This window comes from Erwinia sp. S38 (assembly GCF_016624545.1).
Taxonomy (GTDB): Bacteria; Pseudomonadota; Gammaproteobacteria; order Enterobacterales; family Enterobacteriaceae; genus Erwinia; species Erwinia coffeiphila.
The window spans coordinates 90,890-108,038 of record NZ_JACVTS010000014.1 but is presented as its reverse complement, the minus strand read 5'-3'; the positions used below and the strand labels follow the sequence as shown (position 1 = coordinate 108,038).

Sequence of the window (17,149 nt, the reverse complement as noted above, 5' to 3'; positions counted from 1 at the left end):
ATGAATTATTCCCTGGGGCCGGTGCTGTGGTACTGGCCGCATGAGGCGCTGCAGGATTTCTATCGCGCGGCTGCGGGAAGCGAAGCGCAGATTATCTACCTTGGTGAATCGGTATGCAGCAAGCGGCGGGCGACCAAGTTCAACGACTGGCTGGCAATGGCGCGGGAGCTGGCAGCAGCAGGAAAACAGGTGGTGCTGAGTACGCTGGCGCTATTGCAGTCGCCCTCCGAGCTGACCGAGCTGAAGCGCTATGTGGACAACGGCGAATTTATGATTGAGGCCAGCGACTTCGGTGCCGTCACGTTAGCCAGTGAGGCCGGGCTACCGTTCGTCGCCGGGCCGGCGCTGAATGTCTATAACGCCGTCACGCTGGAACTGCTGCTCAAGATGGGGATGACTCGCTGGTGTATGCCAGTTGAGCTTTCAAGGGACTGGCTGGCCAACCTGCTGACGCAGTGTGAAGAGCTGGGTATTCGCGATAAGTTCGAGGTTGAGGTGATGAGCTACGGTTATCTGCCGCTCGCTTATTCTGCCCGCTGCTTTACCGCACGTTCGGAAAACCGCAGCAAGGATGACTGCCAGACCTGCTGCATTAACTATCCCCAGGGCCGCAGCCTGCACACTCAGGAAGATCAGCAGGTATTCTTGCTCAACGGAATTCAGACCATGAGTGGGTACTGCTACAACCTCGGTAATGAGCTGGCCTCAATGCAGGGGCTGGTCGACGTGGTGCGCCTCTCTCCATCGGGCATCGATACGCTGGAGGTTGTCAGCCAGTTTCGGGCCAATGAAAGCGGCCACAGCCCGATAACGCTGGCAGCACGCGGTGATTGCAACGGTTACTGGCAGCGTGTGGCCGGGCTGGAGCTGATTGGATAAGCGCAGCATTTAGCCCGGTGGGCGCAGCCGCCAGCCGTTTTCGCGCAGTTTTGCCACCAGAAATCCCGCGGTGGCATACACTGCGCCCATCACCAGCAGCACAACCACGTACTGCCTGACTTCGAATACCGGCAGCCCCATCTGATTCACCCCGGCGATCATTCTGGTTCCCCATGTGGAGGGAAGCATCATCGAAATAGTGCGAACCCAGTCGGGCATCGACTGAACCGGCCAGAGAGTACCCGAAAGATAGTAGACCGGGGTGGTGATAAACGACAGCGACAGATAGATACGTTCAACCTCTCGAATGCATTCGGTTAGCAGCTTAGCCAGCCCCAACACCGCCAGCTGAAACGGCAGCGTCAGCAGCAGAAGTTCCGCCAGCGGGGCCGTTTGCCGGTAGCCCAGCACCCACGGCCACAGCCCAAACAGCACGATCGATAAAAACAGCCAGATCGGTATCAACGCCGACAGCGCACCCAGCGTCACGGACAGCGGCAGCTTGCCCTGGCTGCGCAGGGTTAAATTGACCCGCACCCCGGCAATCAGCAGCGAATGCTGTAGCAGCATCACCAGTAGCCCGGGGAACACGATAGCCGCAAAACTAATTCCGGGGTTAAAGACGTCGACGGTCTGGCCAACAACGGGCGTCAGAATAATTTCGGCCTGGCGGGCGCTGAATCCCTGCTTCATCATCAGCTGGATACTGTACTGGCTCAATACCTGCTGGTAGGCTGCAATCACGTCCAGCTCAATCTGGCCGTTGGCCAGCCGGTTGGTCGCATCGCCGTAAACCGGAATATTCACCTGTTTACCCGACAGCATTTTTTGCTCCAGATCCTGCGGCATTAACACCACTGCAAACAGCTTGCGCAGCCCAAGATCGTGCAGGGCATCCGGTAGATTTTCATAAATCTGCGTGTTGACCTTTGGCGTCGCGTTCAGCTGCCGGGTAATCAGCCGGCTGGCCTTGCTGTGGTCCATATCAATCACCGCAACCGGCAGGTCCCATACGCTGCGGTTCATGTAAACGGTGCTCATCACACACAGCGAAAGCAGCAGCATCATCCACATCGGTTTTTGCAGCATGCGCATTAGCGTGGAGTAGAAGGTTTGCCACCACAGTTTCACTGTGCCGCCTCCGGTTTAAGCAGCCGCTGATAGAGGCGTTTGCGTACAAGCAGCGCTGAGAACAGTGGATAAACCATCAGCAGCGCGCAGACGCTGAGCACCGGTTTTCCGGGTACATCCCGCAGGAAAATATCAAACATGGCATAGAGCGCATGGGTGAGTGGTTCGATATTGGATATCAGTTGAGCAGGCCACGGCATCGACAGTTCCGGCATCGCAATACCGGAAAACGTCAGTGCAAGACTGACGAAAATCCCCATCATGCTGTAGGCAGTAATCGCACTGCCGGTAAAGGTAAACAGCATCACACCAAGGCTTTGCGCCGCCATGACGTAAAAAAACGCCACGGCCAACATATAAAACGGATTTCCCACCACCCTCGCACCAAAGATCCCCACCAGCAACGCGATCTCCGTCATCAGCAGCGCGGTATAGCACAGGGTGAACGGAAACAGTTTACCGAGCAGCGCCATGCCAAAATGGCTTTGATAAATTAACGGGCGCGCCCGTACCAGCAGCCAGATAGTCAGAGTGACGGTGAATAACTGAACCAGATGAATGCAGGCTGCGAATTGCTGATAGTAGATATAGCTGCCGCTGGCGTTGAACAGGCTGTCGTAGTCCAGCGTAACGTTCGGTAGCACCGGCATTGAACGCCCGCTGGCTGCCATCAGCCAGGGTTGATACTGGCTGTTCAGCCCGGCTATCACGCCGCTAAAGTCCTGCGTGGAGTAAAACCCGGCGCCGTAAAACAGCGCGTTGTAGTAGAGGGTGACGCGCGGCTGCCGGCCAGCCAGCAGGTCGGCTTCGAAAAAGGGGGGGATCATTAGCACCGAATAGTCTTCGGCACGACGCAGCCGCTCCAGCGCAGCCGGTAAGCCGCCGTCGGCAACGGTAACCTGCCCATGTGAACCTGCATTCAGATTGCGGATCAGCTGACGCGATGCTTCACTGTGATCGCGATCGACGGCGACGATCGGCAGATCGAGCAGCGTTCCGGCAGAGAAATCGCTGGCGATCAGCGCGAACAACAGCAGCGGGAAGCACCAGCCAAGCCAGTGAACGACGGGCTTACGCCAGGCAACCAAAATCTCATGACGAAAAGCGCGCCGGAAGGCCCAAAGCCTGCGATTTATTCCTGCCATTCCCATAGCGCACTCATTCCCTGACGTAAGTCTTTTATCGGTGCTAACGGATACAGGCGAACTTCAAACGTCTTCAGGTCGAAGTCACCGGTGGCACGGGTCGCGCGTTTTGTCGCATAGTCACCCAACGGAGCGATGTAGCGAACTTCAGCCTCAATTTGCTGATTGTTCAGCGCAGGCACACGCAGCAGGACTTTATCGCCTTTGCGCACGTGCGCAAGAATGTCCTCGCGCAAATCAAACACAAACCACGCCGTGGGTAATTCAAGAAGCGTAATCAGCGGGCTACCGGCATTGAGTAATTCACCTCGTTCAGCAGGGATCGGGCCAACTTCGCCTGCCACCGGCGCTCTGACCAGCAGTTCATCGGTTTGCGCCTTGATCTCCAGCAGATCCTGTTCTGCCTGATGCAGCTGGGCGGCATAGGCAGCACGCTGTTCAACACGATCGCCGTGCAAACCCTGATCGAGATTCGCCTGTGCAGCCAGCATCTGCTGCAGGGCGCTGTCGCGGCTTCTGCGGGCATTATCCAGGTCCTGGGCGGAGATATACCCCTGCTTTGCTACAGAGAGATCACGTTGCCAGGTTGCCTCGGCATTAAGATAGTCGGCACGGGACTGTTCGAACTGAGCACGTAAATTACGGATCGTCTCTTCGCGGGTACCATCAAGGGAAAGGTTGAGTATCTGCTGTGCCTGGTCACGTGCCGCCTCGGCCGCTTTAAGCTGGGCGATCAGCTCCGGTGCTTCTAACTGTATTAAAGGCTGCCCGGCTACGACATCATCCCCGCGACGCACCAGTTTTTCGGCCACCCGCCCATGGGCTTTGGAAGAGACAATAACTTCCGTGGCGTCAACCTCACCCTGTAACAGCAGGTAATGACTGTGTGACCGAATAAGAATAGTCAGAGCCACTGCCAGAACAATCAGCAGAAGGGTAAAAAATGCCGTTTTCTTCATGAAATTTCCCCGTTTTTGATCAATAAATGGGGAAACGACCAGCCAGCCATTGTGCTTTCCTTTGCATAAAAATGGTCCATATTGAAGGAATATACGATGGCTGATTAAAGCTTTCTTACCGTAAAACCACTTTTAGCGGTATAACGCATTCACAGACACCCGCACGAAGATCGTGGGCGGTTAAATCTTTTACAAAGTGCTGCAAACGGACAATCGTTTGGCAAACATATATCGTAGCCTTGCACGATGTATGAGTCGGAATCTGAGAATAAGTGAGCATCTATGTCTGAGAAAAAAACGGTACCGCTTTCGGTACTCGATCTTGCCCCTATTCCGCTTGGTGCTTCCCCGCGCGAGGCGTTTCACAATTCGCTGGCTCTGGCCAGGCAGTCCGAGAAGCTGGGCTATCACCGCTACTGGCTGGCTGAGCACCACAACATGACCGGTATTGCCAGCGCGGCGACCTCGGTGCTGATTGGCTATCTGGCGGCGAATACGCAAACCCTGCGGCTTGGCTCCGGCGGCGTGATGCTACCAAACCACTCCCCGCTGGTGATTGCCGAACAGTTCGGTACGCTGGAATCACTGTATCCGGGCCGTATTGACCTGGGGCTGGGCCGCGCGCCGGGCTCCGATCAGCGCACAATGATGGCGCTACGCCGTCATATGGGTGGCCATGTGGATAATTTCCCTGCCGATGTAGCTGAAATGATTAGCTGGTTCGATGCGGCCGGGAACGATGCACCGGCGGTACAGCCAGTGCCGGGACTGGGATTAAATATTCCAGTGTGGCTGCTGGGCTCCAGCCTTTACAGCGCACAGCTGGCGGCGCAGCTGGGTCTGCCGTTTGCATTTGCCTCACACTTCGCTCCGGATATGCTGATGCAGGCGCTGCATCTGTACCGCGAAAACTTTAAACCGTCGGCACGACTGTCACAACCTTATGCGATGGTGTGTATCAATATCGTTGCCGCCGACAGCGAGCGCGATGCCCGGTTCCTGTTTACCTCAATGCAGCAGCAGTTCATCAACCTGCGCCGCGGCAAACCGGGTCCGTTGCCGCCGCCGGTGGAGAATATCGATAACCTGTGGTCGCCGTCTGAACAGTACGGTGTACAGCAGGCGCTGAGCATGTCTATCGTGGGAGATAAAGAAAAGGTGCGCCAGGGGCTGGCAAGTCTGATGCGTCAGACTCAGGCGGATGAGATTATGGTTAACGGTCAGATTTTCGACCCCGAGGCCCGTCTCTACTCCTTTGAGCTGGCCATGCAGGTAAGAAATTCGCTGTAGTTTTTCGCGAGTTGCAGACATAAAAAAACCAGCCCGCAGGCTGGTTTTTTATTTGGCATCAGTGATTATGCATCACGGCGACGGGCTGGCGCGCTGCCGCCCTCTTCGCGACGTGGGCCACGGTTGCCACCGTCACGGCTGAAGCCGCCCGGGCGACGCTCACCGCTGCGCTCGTTGCTGAAGCGACGACCACCTTCACCACCGCGACCGCCTTCACGACGCTCGCCACCGCCGAAACCACCACGGCCAGGGCCGCCTGGACGACGCTCACCACCGCGATCGCTGCGTGGCTGTGCATCGCCAATCAGCTGCATATTCATTGGTTTGTTCAGAATACGCGTACGAGTAAAGTGCTGAAGCACTTCGCCCGGCATGCCTTTTGGCAGTTCGATAGTAGAGTGAGTACCGAACAGTTTGATGTTACCGATGTAACGGCTGCTGATATCACCTTCGTTAGCGATCGCGCCAACGATATGACGAACTTCAACACCATCATCACGGCCAACTTCAATACGGTACACTTCCATATCGCCAACGTCACGACGCTCACGACGCGGACGGTCACCGTCGCGCTCACCGCGTGCTTCGCGTGGGCCGCGCTCTGGACGGTCACCGCGACGATCGTCACGCTCACGGAACTCACGACGTGGGCGCTGTGGAGCATCAGCAGGAACAATCAGAGGACGTTCGCCCTGGGCCATTTTCAGCAGGGCTGCGGCCAGAGTTTCGATATCCAGCTCTTCAGCAGGCTGCAGTTTAGCCAGCAGTGCGCGGTACTGATCCAGATCGCTGCTTTCCAGCTGCTGCTGTACTTTTGCTGCGAACTTAGCCAGACGACGTTCACCCAGCAGTTCTGCGTTAGGCAGATCCACTTCAGGGATGGTCAGCTTCATGGTGCGTTCGATGTTACGCAGCAGACGACGCTCGCGGTTCTCAACGAACAGCAGTGCGCGACCAGCACGGCCAGCACGGCCGGTACGACCAATACGGTGGACGTAAGACTCGGCATCCATCGGGATGTCGTAGTTTACAACCAGGCTGATACGCTCAACGTCCAGGCCACGAGCCGCAACGTCGGTCGCAATCAGAATGTCCAGACGGCCATCTTTCAGACGCTCCAGAGTCTGCTCACGCAGAGCCTGGTTCATGTCACCGTTCAGCGCTGCACTGTTGTAACCGCTGCGCTCCAGCGCTTCAGCCACTTCCAGCGTTGCGTTTTTGGTACGCACGAAGATGATTGCAGCGTCGAAGTCTTCCGCTTCCAGGAAGCGAGTCAGTGCATCAGTTTTACGGCCATAGGCAGTCCAGTAGCTCTGGCTGATATCAGGACGCGTAGTCAGGCTTGACTGAATGCGCACTTCCTGTGGATCTTTCATGAAACGCTTAGTGATACGGCGAATGGCTTCCGGCATGGTTGCAGAGAACAGCGCGGTCTGATGACCGTCTGGGATCTGCGCCATGATGGTTTCAACGTCTTCGATGAAGCCCATACGCAGCATTTCATCTGCTTCGTCCAGTACCAGACCACGCAGGTTAGACAGGTCCAGAGTGCCACGCTTCAGGTGGTCCAGCAGACGGCCTGGGGTACCAACAACAACCTGAGGTCCCTGACGCAGAGCACGCAGCTGCACGTCATAACGCTGGCCGCCGTACAGGGCCACAACGTTAAGACCACGCATGTGTTTAGAGAATTCGGTAACGGCTTCAGCAACCTGAACCGCCAGTTCGCGGGTCGGTGCCAGCACCAGAATCTGTGGTGCTTTAGCAGTGGGGTCAATGTTGTTCAGCAGCGGCAGGGAGAATGCCGCAGTTTTACCACTCCCGGTCTGTGCCATACCCAGAACGTCACGGCCCGCCAGCAGGTGAGGAATACACTCTGCCTGGATTGGGGAAGGCTTCACGTAGCCCATACCGTTCAGTGCTTCAAGGATATCAGCGTTCAGGCCAAGGTCAGAAAAAGTGGTTTGAATATCAGTCATGTAGTACACGTGCCTCGTAGATTTCGGCGGCCAGTCTACATAACTCGTCGTGAAAATTTTCAGTCATTTTCATCAAAAAGTGTGAACCGGCTCAAATTAGTGGTTTCGACAAACAAAAATGCCCTCATCCGCGAAGATGATGACTTTTCAAAGTTCAGGCAATAAAAGTTCGTCAGCTATTGCTGGTCGGATTCTGATAAATCGTCTTGTGTCTGGCCGAGTAGCGCCAGCTCCAACAATGCATATCGGTGCTCAACGAAGTTATGAACGTTGTTAGCGACCGTCAGCTTGAACAACGCTTCTGCGTTGTCCTTCTCCCCCAGACTTAGGTAGTACTTACCTAAATAGAAGTTGGTTTCACTGAGATGTTCAGCGAGCGAAGTGTTATCCGTTGCGTCCGCCTGGAGGCGCTCCGTCAGCGTTTTTTCGCTGATGTCGCCCAGGTAGAACTCGACAATATTCCATCCCCATTGGTCCTTTACCGCTTTGTCGTAACGCTGCTTCAGCGAAACTTTGGCCTGTTCTGCGTCGATCTCACGTTCAGTGAGATACAGCCACAGGCTGCGGAAGGGATCGTTAGGATCGTCTTGATAAAACGCCTGCAGATCATCTTGCGCTAATTTAAATCTTCCGCCGTAGTAAAGGGCGATACCGCGATTTAAGTGCGCATAATTGTAAGTTGGATCAAGCTCAAGTACAGAATCAAACGCTTCATAGGCAGCATCAAAGTTGCCTGCCTGCGTTAAATATATGCCTAAGTAGTTGAATACTTCGGGCATATCCGGTCTGATAGATAGCGCCTGAGAAAAGTCATTCCGCGCCAGTGCTCTCAAACCTAAACTATCATACAACACTCCGCGCTCATATAACAGCTGTGCGCGTTCATCATCGGTCAATGACCGACTGGCAAGAATTTGTTCCATGCGAGCAAGAATGACTTCCTGTTGCAGCGTAGGCTGCAGCGGAACTGCCAAAATTTCGTTCTCACGCCAATTGGTGTTGCTGCATCCTGCCAGCGTTAAAGCTGTCGCAACGAAACACCAGCGCAAAAATGGCTTCATTTCCCACTCCCACAAACAAACATTGGGATGATCATCCTGTCATCCGCCTGCCGCATACAGGGGTCCAACCCTGCGATGAAACAGCTCTCCGCCATACGACGGAGAGCTCAATGGTGGTGCTTTATTCTGCTTCTGGTGCCGCAGGAGCTGCAGCTTCAGGCTGAGCCTGTTCACTGGCTTCTTTGATGCTCAGACGCACGCGACCCTGACGGTCAACTTCCAGTACCTTGACCGGTACTTCCTGACCCATCTGCAGATAGTCGGTCACTTTCTCAACGCGCTTGTCAGCGATCTGAGAAATGTGTACCAGACCTTCTTTACCGCCGCCGATAGCCACGAAGGCACCGAAGTCGACGATACGCGTCACTTTACCGTTGTAGATGCGACCAACTTCGATCTCTGCGGTGATTTCTTCAATACGACGAATGGCGAATTTCGCTTTTTCGCCGTCGGTTGCAGCAATCTTAACCGTACCATCATCTTCGATTTCGATGGTCGTACCGGTTTCTTCGGTCAGCGCACGGATGACAGAACCACCTTTACCGATCACGTCTTTGATCTTATCAACGCTGATCTTAATGGAGTGGATACGCGGTGCGAACTGAGAGATATCGCCGCGCGGGGTGCTGATAGCCTGTTCCATCACGCTCAGGATGTGCAGACGCGCACCTTTAGCCTGGTTCAGAGCAACCTGCATGATCTCGCGGGTGATGCCTTCGATTTTGATGTCCATCTGCAGCGCGGTGATACCTTCACGGCTACCGGCAACTTTGAAGTCCATATCGCCCAGGTGGTCTTCGTCACCCAGAATGTCAGACAGAACCACGAAGTTGTTTTCGTCTTTCACCAGGCCCATTGCGATACCCGCAACGGCGGCTTTGATAGGCACGCCTGCGTCCATCAGCGCCAGAGAAGCACCACAAACGGAAGCCATTGAAGAAGAGCCGTTTGATTCAGTGATCTCAGACACAACACGCACGGTGTACGGGAACGCATCGCCTTTAGGCATAACGGCCAGCACGCCACGTTTCGCCAGACGACCGTGACCAATCTCGCGACGCTTCGGTGAACCCACCATACCGGTTTCACCAACAGAGTACGGAGGGAAGTTGTAGTGGAACAGGAAGCTGTCGGTACGTTCGCCCATCAGCTCGTCCAGGTTCTGTGCATCGCGTGCAGTACCCAGAGTCGCGGTAACCAGCGCCTGAGTTTCACCACGGGTGAACAGTGCAGAACCGTGGGTACGTGGCAGAACGCCGGTACGCACGTCCAGACCACGGATCATGTCTTTTTCACGGCCATCAATACGTGGCTCACCGCGCAGGATGCGGCTACGAACGACGTCTTTTTCCAGCGCGTGCAGGATGTCGCTGATTTCGCCAGCGTCCAGGCTCTCGTCTTCAGCCAGCAGCGCAGCAGTCGCTTCAGATTTGATCACGTCAACCTGAGCATAACGCTCCTGTTTTTCGGTGATGCGGTAAGCATCGCTCAGACGCGCTTCAGCCAGGGCAGCAATACGTGCGTGTAACGCTTCGTTTACAGGCTCTGGCTGCCAGTCCCAGCGAGGTTTACCGGCTTCAGCAACCAGTTCGTTGATGTTATTGATAACAACCTGCTGCTGATCGTGGCCAAATACGACCGCGCCCAGCATCTGGTCTTCGCTCAGCAGCTCAGCTTCTGATTCAACCATCAGTACCGCGCCCTGAGTACCGGCAACAACCAGGTCCAGCTTGCTCTCTTTCAGCTCATCGCTGGTTGGGTTCAGCACGTACTGGTCGTTGAGGTAACCGACGCGAGCGGCACCGATAGGACCATTGAACGGCAGGCCAGACAGCGCCAGCGCCGCTGAAGCACCGATCATTGCGACGATGTCCGGGTTAACCTGTGGGTTAACGGAAACCACGGTAGCAATAACCTGCACTTCGTTAACGAAGCCTTCAGGGAACAGAGGACGAATCGGGCGGTCAATCAGGCGAGAAATCAGAGTTTCGCCTTCGCTTGGACGGCCTTCACGACGGAAGAAGCTACCCGGGATACGACCAGCAGCGTAAGTACGCTCCTGATAGTTTACTGTCAGCGGGAAGAAGTCCTGGCCTGGTTTGGATTTTTTCTGGCCGACAACGGTAACGAACACAGCGGTGTCGTCCATGCTTACCATTACGGCAGCCGTTGCCTGGCGAGCCATCATACCGGTCTCAATGGTGACGGTATGCTGACCATACTGGAATTTTTTTACGATCGGGTTCAGCAAAATTAGTTCCTTAAACATCTGGGCAGGGGTTAATCCCACCGTGGATTACTAATCTTCACTTTGCATCCTCGCGACTAATGACAACCCTAATCCCCAATGGGATAAAGCCTCTCATTAGCCGCGCGAACCTCTGCAACTGAAGATCACACTCAGCAACAATACAATAGTTTGCCCGGAATTGCTGCCGATTGCTTGAAAAAAGGGGCCATAAAGGCCCCTTTCCAGCGAAACTCGTTCCAGGCTGTACGTTTGCCATTTTGTTATCAGATCGCTCTGAAAACGGGCAGAACAGCCTTAAGACTTAGCGACGCAGACCCAGACGCTCGATCAGGCTGGTGTAACGAGAAACGTCTTTACGCTTCAGGTAGTCCAGCAGTTTACGACGCTGAGAAACCATACGCAGCAGACCGCGACGGCTGTGGTGGTCTTTCTTGTGTTCAGAGAAGTGACCCTGCAGATGGTTAATCTGCGCAGTCAGCAGAGCAACCTGCACTTCAGTAGAACCGCTGTCGTTAGTACCACGACCGAAATCAGCAACGATCTGCGCTTTAGTTTCAACACTTAGAGACATGAGACAACTCCAAATTATAAGGTAAATGTACAGGCGCCGATCTCTAATTCAGCAACCCAGTGTAAAGCCGCGCCATTCTACTCCGCGCAATGCGCAAGCGCAAATTTACCCGTTATCTTTTCGTCAGCAGAAGCAAGGTCTGCCGACCGAACGAAACAGAGTAAATTAGTCGAAATGTTCCACAACCAGACGGCGTGGAGCCACTCGCCCATCATCGGCAATTTCGGCCATGCCGATGAATTTGTGTTCGTCGCCTTCGGTCACGCGCACCAGACCTGCACTTGGTGCACCAGCTACCCGAACCGGCATACCCTGTTTAAACCAGGCGGCCACTTCACTCAGCAGATTCACCACCGGGTATTCTGCTGCCGGGCTGTCCATCGGCATCAGTAAAGCGTCAAGCAGAACCGCAGGCGGCTGTTCGCTTCGATGCGCTTCTTCCGCCAGTGCATTCAGCTGTTCCAGCGTCACCATTTTAGCAATCGGATAAGTGGCGACCTGCAAACGACGCAGATAGGTAACGTGCGCGCCACAGCCCAGTTTCTCGCCGAGATCGTCAATAATGGTACGAATATAGGTACCTTTGGAAACGTGAATTTCCAACTCCAGCTCATTCCCCTCATGGCGAATGAACAGCAGTTCGTAGACATTGATGCTGCGAGACTCACGAGGAACGTCTATCCCCTCGCGGGCATATTCATACAGCTTACGGCCCTGATACTTAAGTGCAGAATACATCGACGGGATTTGCTGCGTTTCACCGCGAAAGCTTTCCAGCGCTTCCATCAACTCTTCCGCAGTAAAAGTTACCGGGCGCTCACTGACTACCACACCATCTGCATCTGAAGTGTCGGTACGCTGCCCCAGTCGCGCAATCACACGATAACGCTTGTCTGAATCCAGCAGGTACTGAGAAAACTTGGTGGCTTCCCCAAGGCAGATAGGCAGCATGCCCGTCGCCAAAGGGTCCAGCGCGCCGGTATGGCCCGCTCGATTAGCATTGTAGAGGCGTTTCACTTTTTGCAGAGCATCGTTAGAGGATAAGCCCTGCGGCTTATCCAGCAACAGCACCCCGTGGATATCGCGACCGCGACGGCGAGGACGGCTCATTAATCTTCTTTACCTTCTTCCTGCTCATCTTCTGTCGGACCACGGCGCTCAACGTCTTTTTTCACTACGTTGGTCACCAGGTTAGACATGCGCATCCCTTCAACAAGAGAGTTGTCATAGAAGAAGGTCAGCTCCGGCACAATGCGCAGACGCATTGCTTTGCCCAGCAGCGTACGGATATAGCCGGACGCATCACCCAGCGCACGCAGGCCGGCTTTAATTGCCGCTTCGTCTTTGTCGTTGAGGAACGTGACGAACACTTTCGCGTAGGCCAGATCGCGGGACACATCAACGCCAGAAACGGTGACCATCATACCCAGACGTGGATCTTTAATCTCGCGCTGCAGAATGATAGCGATCTCTTTTTGCAGCTCCTGAGAAACGCGCTGCGGGCGACCAAATTCTTTCGCCATAATTTATCTCTCCAAATAATTTGGGAGGCCAGAAGCCTCCCAAATAATATCCTGCAATCTTCACATCGCCGCTGCGTTAACTGCCCTGCTGCAACGCGAAATCTACCGGATATCTGCCAGTCGATTAATCGATGGTACGCTGAATTTCGATAATTTCGAATACTTCGATCATATCGCCAACGCGAACATCGTTGTAGTTCTTCACGCCGATACCACATTCCATGCCGTTACGAACTTCGTTAACGTCATCTTTGAAGCGGCGCAGGGATTCCAGCTCGCCTTCATAGATAACCACGTTGTCACGCAGTACACGGATTGGGTTGTGACGCTTGATGTTACCTTCGGTGACCATACAGCCCGCGATAGCACCAAATTTCGGTGATTTGAACACGTCACGCACCGCTGCAAGACCAATGATCTGCTGCTTGTATTCTGGTGCCAGCATGCCGCTCATCGCTGCTTTCACTTCGTCGATCAGATTATAGATCACGGAGTAGTAACGCAGATCCAGGCTTTCAGAATCAATCACGCGGCGAGCAGAGGCATCGGCACGGACGTTGAAGCCAACCAGAATAGCGTTAGATGCGGCAGCCAGAGTGGCGTCGGTTTCGGTGATACCGCCCACGCCTGAACCAACGATTTTCACTTTCACTTCATCAGTAGAAAGTTTCATCAGTGAGTCAGCGATAGCTTCTACAGAACCCTGTACGTCGGCTTTCAGTACGATGTTCAGTTCAGATACTTCGCCTTCGGTCATGTTCGCAAACATGTTTTCCAGCTTAGATTTCTGCTGACGTGCCAGTTTAACTTCACGGAATTTGCCCTGACGATACAGCGCAACTTCACGCGCTTTCTTCTCGTCACGAACAACCGTTGCTTCATCACCCGCAGCAGGAACACCGGACAGACCGAGGATCTCAACAGGGATTGATGGGCCAGCGGTCAGAACTTCACGACCCAGCTCATCACGCATCGCACGAACACGACCGTACTCGAAACCGCACAGTACGATATCGCCTTTGTTCAGCGTACCTTCACGCACCAGCACGGTAGCAACCGGACCACGACCTTTATCCAGGAAGGATTCGATAACCACACCGCTCGCCATACCCTGACGCACGGCGGTCAGTTCGAGAACTTCAGCCTGTAGCAGGATAGCGTTCAACAGGTCGTCAATACCGGTACCGGCTTTCGCAGATACGTTAACGAACATGTTTTCACCACCCCACTCTTCCGGAATAATTCCGTACTGAGTCAGCTCGTTCTTAACGCGATCCGGATCGGCTTCTGGCTTATCGCACTTGTTCACCGCAACAACAACCGGCACTTTCGCCGCTTTGGCGTGCTGGATTGCTTCGATAGTCTGTGGCATCACGCCATCATCAGCAGCAACAACCAGGATAACGATATCGGTAGCCTGAGCACCACGAGCACGCATTGCGGTAAACGCGGCGTGGCCCGGGGTATCAAGGAAGGTCACCATACCGTTGTCAGTTTCAACGTGGTATGCACCGATATGCTGGGTAATGCCGCCCGCTTCGCCAGAGGCGACTTTCGTGGAGCGGATATAGTCCAGCAGTGAGGTTTTACCGTGGTCAACGTGGCCCATGATGGTCACGACCGGCGCACGGGATTCCAGCACGGCATCGGTGTCACGGTCGCTCATTACCGCTTCTTCCAGCTCGTTTTCGCGGCGCAGCGTCACTTTGTGACCCATTTCTTCCGCAACCAGCTGTGCAGTTTCCTGGTCGATGACCTGGTTGATGGTCGCCATCGCACCCATCTTCATCATCACTTTGATGACCTGGGAGCCTTTCACTGCCATCTTGTTAGCCAGTTCCGCTACGGTAATCGTTTCACCAATCACCACATCGCGGTTTACGACCTGAGCCGGCTTGTTAAAGCCCTGCTGCAGCGAGCTTGGCTTACGCTTGCCGCCTTTACCGCCACGAACCTGCGCACGCGCTTCTTCACGGTCAGTTTTAGCTTCAGCGTGTTTGTTGCCCTTTTTACGAACCGGGGCTTTAGCTGGACGCGCTGCCGCACGAGTACGACGGTCACCTTCAACCTGTGCATCGTTTTCGTCTTCTGCAGCACGCGCGTGAGTGGATGTGGTGACGTGGTAGTCAGAGGTGTCTTCTTCCTCTTTGACTGATGCCCACTCTTCACCTTTTTCTTCCGCCATTTTACGCGCTTCTTCGGCTACACGCTTCGCTTCTTCTTCGATCTTGCGACGCGCTTCTTCCTCGGCTTTACGCTTCAGTTCAGCTGATTCAGCTTCACGGCGGGCTTTGTCGGACTGTGAAGCCCGGGTCATTTCATCGGTATGTTGATTGCTCACTTTATCTCTTTCCGCTGCTTCACGTTTGGCTTTATCAGCTGCCTCACGCTTGGCCTGCTCCTCGGCTTCACGCTTCGCTTTCTCTTTAGCTTCGCGCTGGGCTTTTTCTTCAGCCTCGCGACGAGCCAGTTCTTCCGCTTCACGCTGTGCCTGCGCTTCTGCTTCAGCCTGTTCAGCTTCAGCCGGATCGCCTTTTACATAGGTGCGTTTTTTGCGGACTTCAATTTGCACCGATTTACTTTTACCCCCGGTGCCTGGGATATTCAATGTGCTGCGTGTTTTACGCTGCAGAGTTAGCTTACCAGATCCACCGCCATGTTCGCGATTCAGATGGGTAAGTAAAGTTTCTTTTTCTTGCTGGGTAACAGAGTCTGTTTCAGACTTTTGGATCCCTGCATCAGCAAATTGCTGTACCAGGCGTTCAACCGGTGTCTGAATCTCTGCTGCCAGTGATTTTACGGTTACATCTGTCGTCATACTGTTCCTTCCTGCTACAGTTTATTACGCGTCGTCGCCGAACCAGCAAATATTACGTGCAGCCATAATCAGCTCACCAGCCCGCTCATCGGTCAGGCCATCAATATCTGACAGGTCGTCAACACCCTGCTCGGCAAGATCTTCCAGCGTACGAACGCCTTTCGCGGCCAGCTTGAAAGCCAGCTCACGTTCCAGACCTTCCAGGCCCAGTAAATCTTCCGCAGGTTGGGCATCGCCCAGGCTCTCTTCTTTCGCAAGGGCCAGGGTGGTTAACGCGTTTTTAGCTCGGTCGCGCAACGCTTCTACTGTCTCTTCATCCAGGCCGTCGATCTCCAACAGCTCGTTGATCGGCACATAAGCCAGCTCTTCCAGAGAAGAGAAGCCTTCTTCTACCAGTACGGTAGCGAAGTCTTCATCGATATCGAGGTGTTTAGTAAAGACGTCAATGGCAGCATGTGCTTCGGCCTGATGCTTAGCTTGCAGGTCGTCGACCGTCATCACGTTCAGCTCCCAGCCACTCAGCTGTGAAGCCAGACGCACGTTCTGGCCATTACGGCCAATTGCCTGAGCCAGGTTCCCGGCTTCAACGGCAATATCCATGGTGTGATTATCTTCATCAACCACGATAGAAGCGACATCTGCTGGAGCCATCGCGTTGATCACGAACTGCGCCGGATTATCATCCCACAGTACGATATCAATACGTTCGCCACCCAGCTCGCTGGATACCGCCTGAACACGCGCACCACGCATACCAACGCAGGCACCGACCGGGTCGATGCGCTTATCGTTAGTTTTCACCGCGATTTTGGCACGGGAGCCTGGATCGCGCGCGGCGGCTTTAATTTCAAGTACTTCTTCAGCAATTTCCGGCACTTCAATACGGAACAGTTCAATCAGCATTTCCGGCTTGGAACGGCTGACGAATAGCTGCGCACCGCGGGCTTCTGGACGCACGGCATACAGAACACCACGAATGCGGTCACCCGGACGGAAGTTTTCACGCGGCAGCATATCTTCACGAATGATGACAGCTTCGGCATTAGTGTTAGAACCATCGGTAGGCCGAACTTCCAGGGAGATGTTGTCGCGGTTAACTTTCTTAACCACACCGGTGATGATCTCGCCTTCCTGCTCGCGGAACTGATCCACGACCATTGCTCGTTCTGCTTCACGGACTTTCTGAACGATAACCTGCTTGGCAGTCTGCGTGGTGATACGGTCGAAGGTTACGGATTCGATCTGATCTTCAACAAAATCACCGAGATCCAGCGCTTCATCTTCGTAACGTGCGGCTTCCAGCGTAATTTCACGGGTCGGCTGCGTCACTTCGCTAACGATCAGCCAGCGACGGAAGGTGTCGAAATCGCCGCTTTTGCGATCGATGGTGACGCGAACGTCAATTTCCTGCTCGTATTTTTTCTTGGTGGCTGTAGCCAGCGCGCTCTCCAGCGCTTCGAAAATCTTCTCGCGCGGGAGGGATTTCTCATTAGAGACCGCTTCTACAACAGCTAAGATTTCTTTGTTCATCCTGGTATGCCT

At 54.3% G+C, this 17,149-nt stretch carries 14 protein-coding genes; 2 read left to right on the top strand and 12 right to left on the bottom strand.

Annotated features, from left to right (window positions below; genetic code table 11):
* Entirely contained in the window at positions 1-879 is an 879-nt protein-coding gene (locus IBT46_RS16580; RefSeq protein ID WP_200546569.1) for a U32 family peptidase, read from the top strand.
* Positions 880-888: 9 nt separating this feature from the next.
* Here IBT46_RS16580 and IBT46_RS16575 read toward each other — a convergent pair whose 3' ends face one another.
* From IBT46_RS16575 to IBT46_RS16565, 3 genes are read right to left on the bottom strand one after another with little or no spacing between them, the layout of a single operon-like run.
* Positions 889-2,010, bottom strand: a complete 1,122-nt coding sequence (locus IBT46_RS16575) for an ABC transporter permease (protein ID WP_200546568.1) — start codon at positions 2,008-2,010, stop codon at positions 889-891.
* Positions 2,007-3,161: an ABC transporter permease gene (locus tag IBT46_RS16570; protein WP_370569483.1), complete on the bottom strand. Its 1,155-nt coding sequence runs from the start codon at positions 3,159-3,161 to the stop codon at positions 2,007-2,009. The genes IBT46_RS16575 and IBT46_RS16570 overlap by 4 nt, the downstream gene beginning before the upstream one ends.
* Complete coding sequence (locus IBT46_RS16565; protein ID WP_200546566.1) at positions 3,143-4,114, bottom strand: HlyD family secretion protein; 972 nt, start codon at positions 4,112-4,114, stop codon at positions 3,143-3,145. The genes IBT46_RS16570 and IBT46_RS16565 overlap by 19 nt, the downstream gene beginning before the upstream one ends.
* Before the next feature lie 282 nt (positions 4,115-4,396).
* Between IBT46_RS16565 and IBT46_RS16560 the strand changes: the two genes are divergently transcribed.
* Positions 4,397-5,404, top strand: a complete 1,008-nt coding sequence (locus tag IBT46_RS16560) for a luciferase-like monooxygenase (protein WP_200546565.1) — start codon at positions 4,397-4,399, stop codon at positions 5,402-5,404.
* 65 nt (positions 5,405-5,469) lie between these two features.
* Here the strand turns inward: IBT46_RS16560 and IBT46_RS16555 are convergent, their stop codons facing one another.
* The 9 genes from IBT46_RS16555 to nusA all read right to left on the bottom strand — a co-directional run bounded on the left by IBT46_RS16555 (position 5,470) and on the right by nusA (position 17,137).
* Positions 5,470-7,383, bottom strand: a complete 1,914-nt coding sequence (locus tag IBT46_RS16555; protein WP_200546564.1) for a DEAD/DEAH family ATP-dependent RNA helicase — start codon at positions 7,381-7,383, stop codon at positions 5,470-5,472.
* Positions 7,376-7,450 (bottom strand): protein YrbN, encoded by a 75-nt coding sequence (yrbN, locus tag IBT46_RS27725; protein WP_370348261.1) that lies wholly within the window; start codon positions 7,448-7,450, stop codon positions 7,376-7,378. Before yrbN ends, IBT46_RS16555 begins: the two co-directional genes overlap by 8 nt.
* A 109-nt stretch (positions 7,451-7,559) precedes the next feature.
* The gene (gene nlpI / locus IBT46_RS16545) at positions 7,560-8,444 is read right to left on the bottom strand and encodes a lipoprotein NlpI (protein ID WP_105592956.1); all 885 of its coding nucleotides are present in this window, start codon (positions 8,442-8,444) and stop codon (positions 7,560-7,562) included.
* Positions 8,445-8,565: 121 nt separating this feature from the next.
* Positions 8,566-10,695: a polyribonucleotide nucleotidyltransferase gene (pnp, locus tag IBT46_RS16540; RefSeq protein WP_200546563.1), complete on the bottom strand. Its 2,130-nt coding sequence runs from the start codon at positions 10,693-10,695 to the stop codon at positions 8,566-8,568.
* A 301-nt stretch (positions 10,696-10,996) separates the two neighbouring features.
* Positions 10,997-11,266 carry a 30S ribosomal protein S15 gene (gene rpsO, locus IBT46_RS16535; RefSeq protein ID WP_105592954.1) on the bottom strand — a complete coding sequence of 90 codons (270 nt, stop codon included), beginning with the start codon at positions 11,264-11,266 and terminating at the stop codon, positions 10,997-10,999.
* Between the two features lie 165 nt (positions 11,267-11,431).
* Positions 11,432-12,376, bottom strand: a complete 945-nt coding sequence (gene truB / locus IBT46_RS16530) for a tRNA pseudouridine(55) synthase TruB (RefSeq protein ID WP_200546562.1) — start codon at positions 12,374-12,376, stop codon at positions 11,432-11,434.
* The gene (gene rbfA / locus IBT46_RS16525) at positions 12,376-12,789 is read right to left on the bottom strand and encodes a 30S ribosome-binding factor RbfA (RefSeq protein WP_200546561.1); all 414 of its coding nucleotides are present in this window, start codon (positions 12,787-12,789) and stop codon (positions 12,376-12,378) included. Before rbfA ends, truB begins: the two co-directional genes overlap by 1 nt.
* 124 nt (positions 12,790-12,913) lie before the next feature.
* Complete coding sequence (gene infB / locus IBT46_RS16520; RefSeq protein ID WP_200546560.1) at positions 12,914-15,607, bottom strand: translation initiation factor IF-2; 2,694 nt, start codon at positions 15,605-15,607, stop codon at positions 12,914-12,916.
* A gap of 24 nt (positions 15,608-15,631) precedes the next feature.
* Complete coding sequence (nusA, locus tag IBT46_RS16515) at positions 15,632-17,137, bottom strand: transcription termination factor NusA (protein WP_200546559.1); 1,506 nt, start codon at positions 17,135-17,137, stop codon at positions 15,632-15,634.
* Positions 17,138-17,149: the final 12 nt, after the last annotated feature.

What these genes read in the sequence shown, in the direction of transcription:
- IBT46_RS16580 (WP_200546569.1), top strand. Translation starts at nt 1, where the DNA reads ATGAATTATTCCCTGGGGCCGGTGCTGTGGTACTGGCCGCATGAGGCG.
- IBT46_RS16570 (WP_370569483.1), bottom strand. Translation starts at nt 3,161, where the DNA reads ATGGGAATGGCAGGAATAAATCGCAGGCTTTGGGCCTTCCGGCGCGCT.
- IBT46_RS16565 (WP_200546566.1), bottom strand. Translation starts at nt 4,114, where the DNA reads ATGAAGAAAACGGCATTTTTTACCCTTCTGCTGATTGTTCTGGCAGTG.
- IBT46_RS16560 (WP_200546565.1), top strand. Translation starts at nt 4,397, where the DNA reads ATGTCTGAGAAAAAAACGGTACCGCTTTCGGTACTCGATCTTGCCCCT.
- IBT46_RS16555 (WP_200546564.1), bottom strand. Translation starts at nt 7,383, where the DNA reads ATGACTGATATTCAAACCACTTTTTCTGACCTTGGCCTGAACGCTGAT.
- nlpI (WP_105592956.1), bottom strand. Translation starts at nt 8,444, where the DNA reads ATGAAGCCATTTTTGCGCTGGTGTTTCGTTGCGACAGCTTTAACGCTG.
- rpsO (WP_105592954.1), bottom strand. Translation starts at nt 11,266, where the DNA reads ATGTCTCTAAGTGTTGAAACTAAAGCGCAGATCGTTGCTGATTTCGGT.
- truB (WP_200546562.1), bottom strand. Translation starts at nt 12,376, where the DNA reads ATGAGCCGTCCTCGCCGTCGCGGTCGCGATATCCACGGGGTGCTGTTG.
- rbfA (WP_200546561.1), bottom strand. Translation starts at nt 12,789, where the DNA reads ATGGCGAAAGAATTTGGTCGCCCGCAGCGCGTTTCTCAGGAGCTGCAA.
- infB (WP_200546560.1), bottom strand. Translation starts at nt 15,607, where the DNA reads ATGACGACAGATGTAACCGTAAAATCACTGGCAGCAGAGATTCAGACA.
- nusA (WP_200546559.1), bottom strand. Translation starts at nt 17,137, where the DNA reads ATGAACAAAGAAATCTTAGCTGTTGTAGAAGCGGTCTCTAATGAGAAA.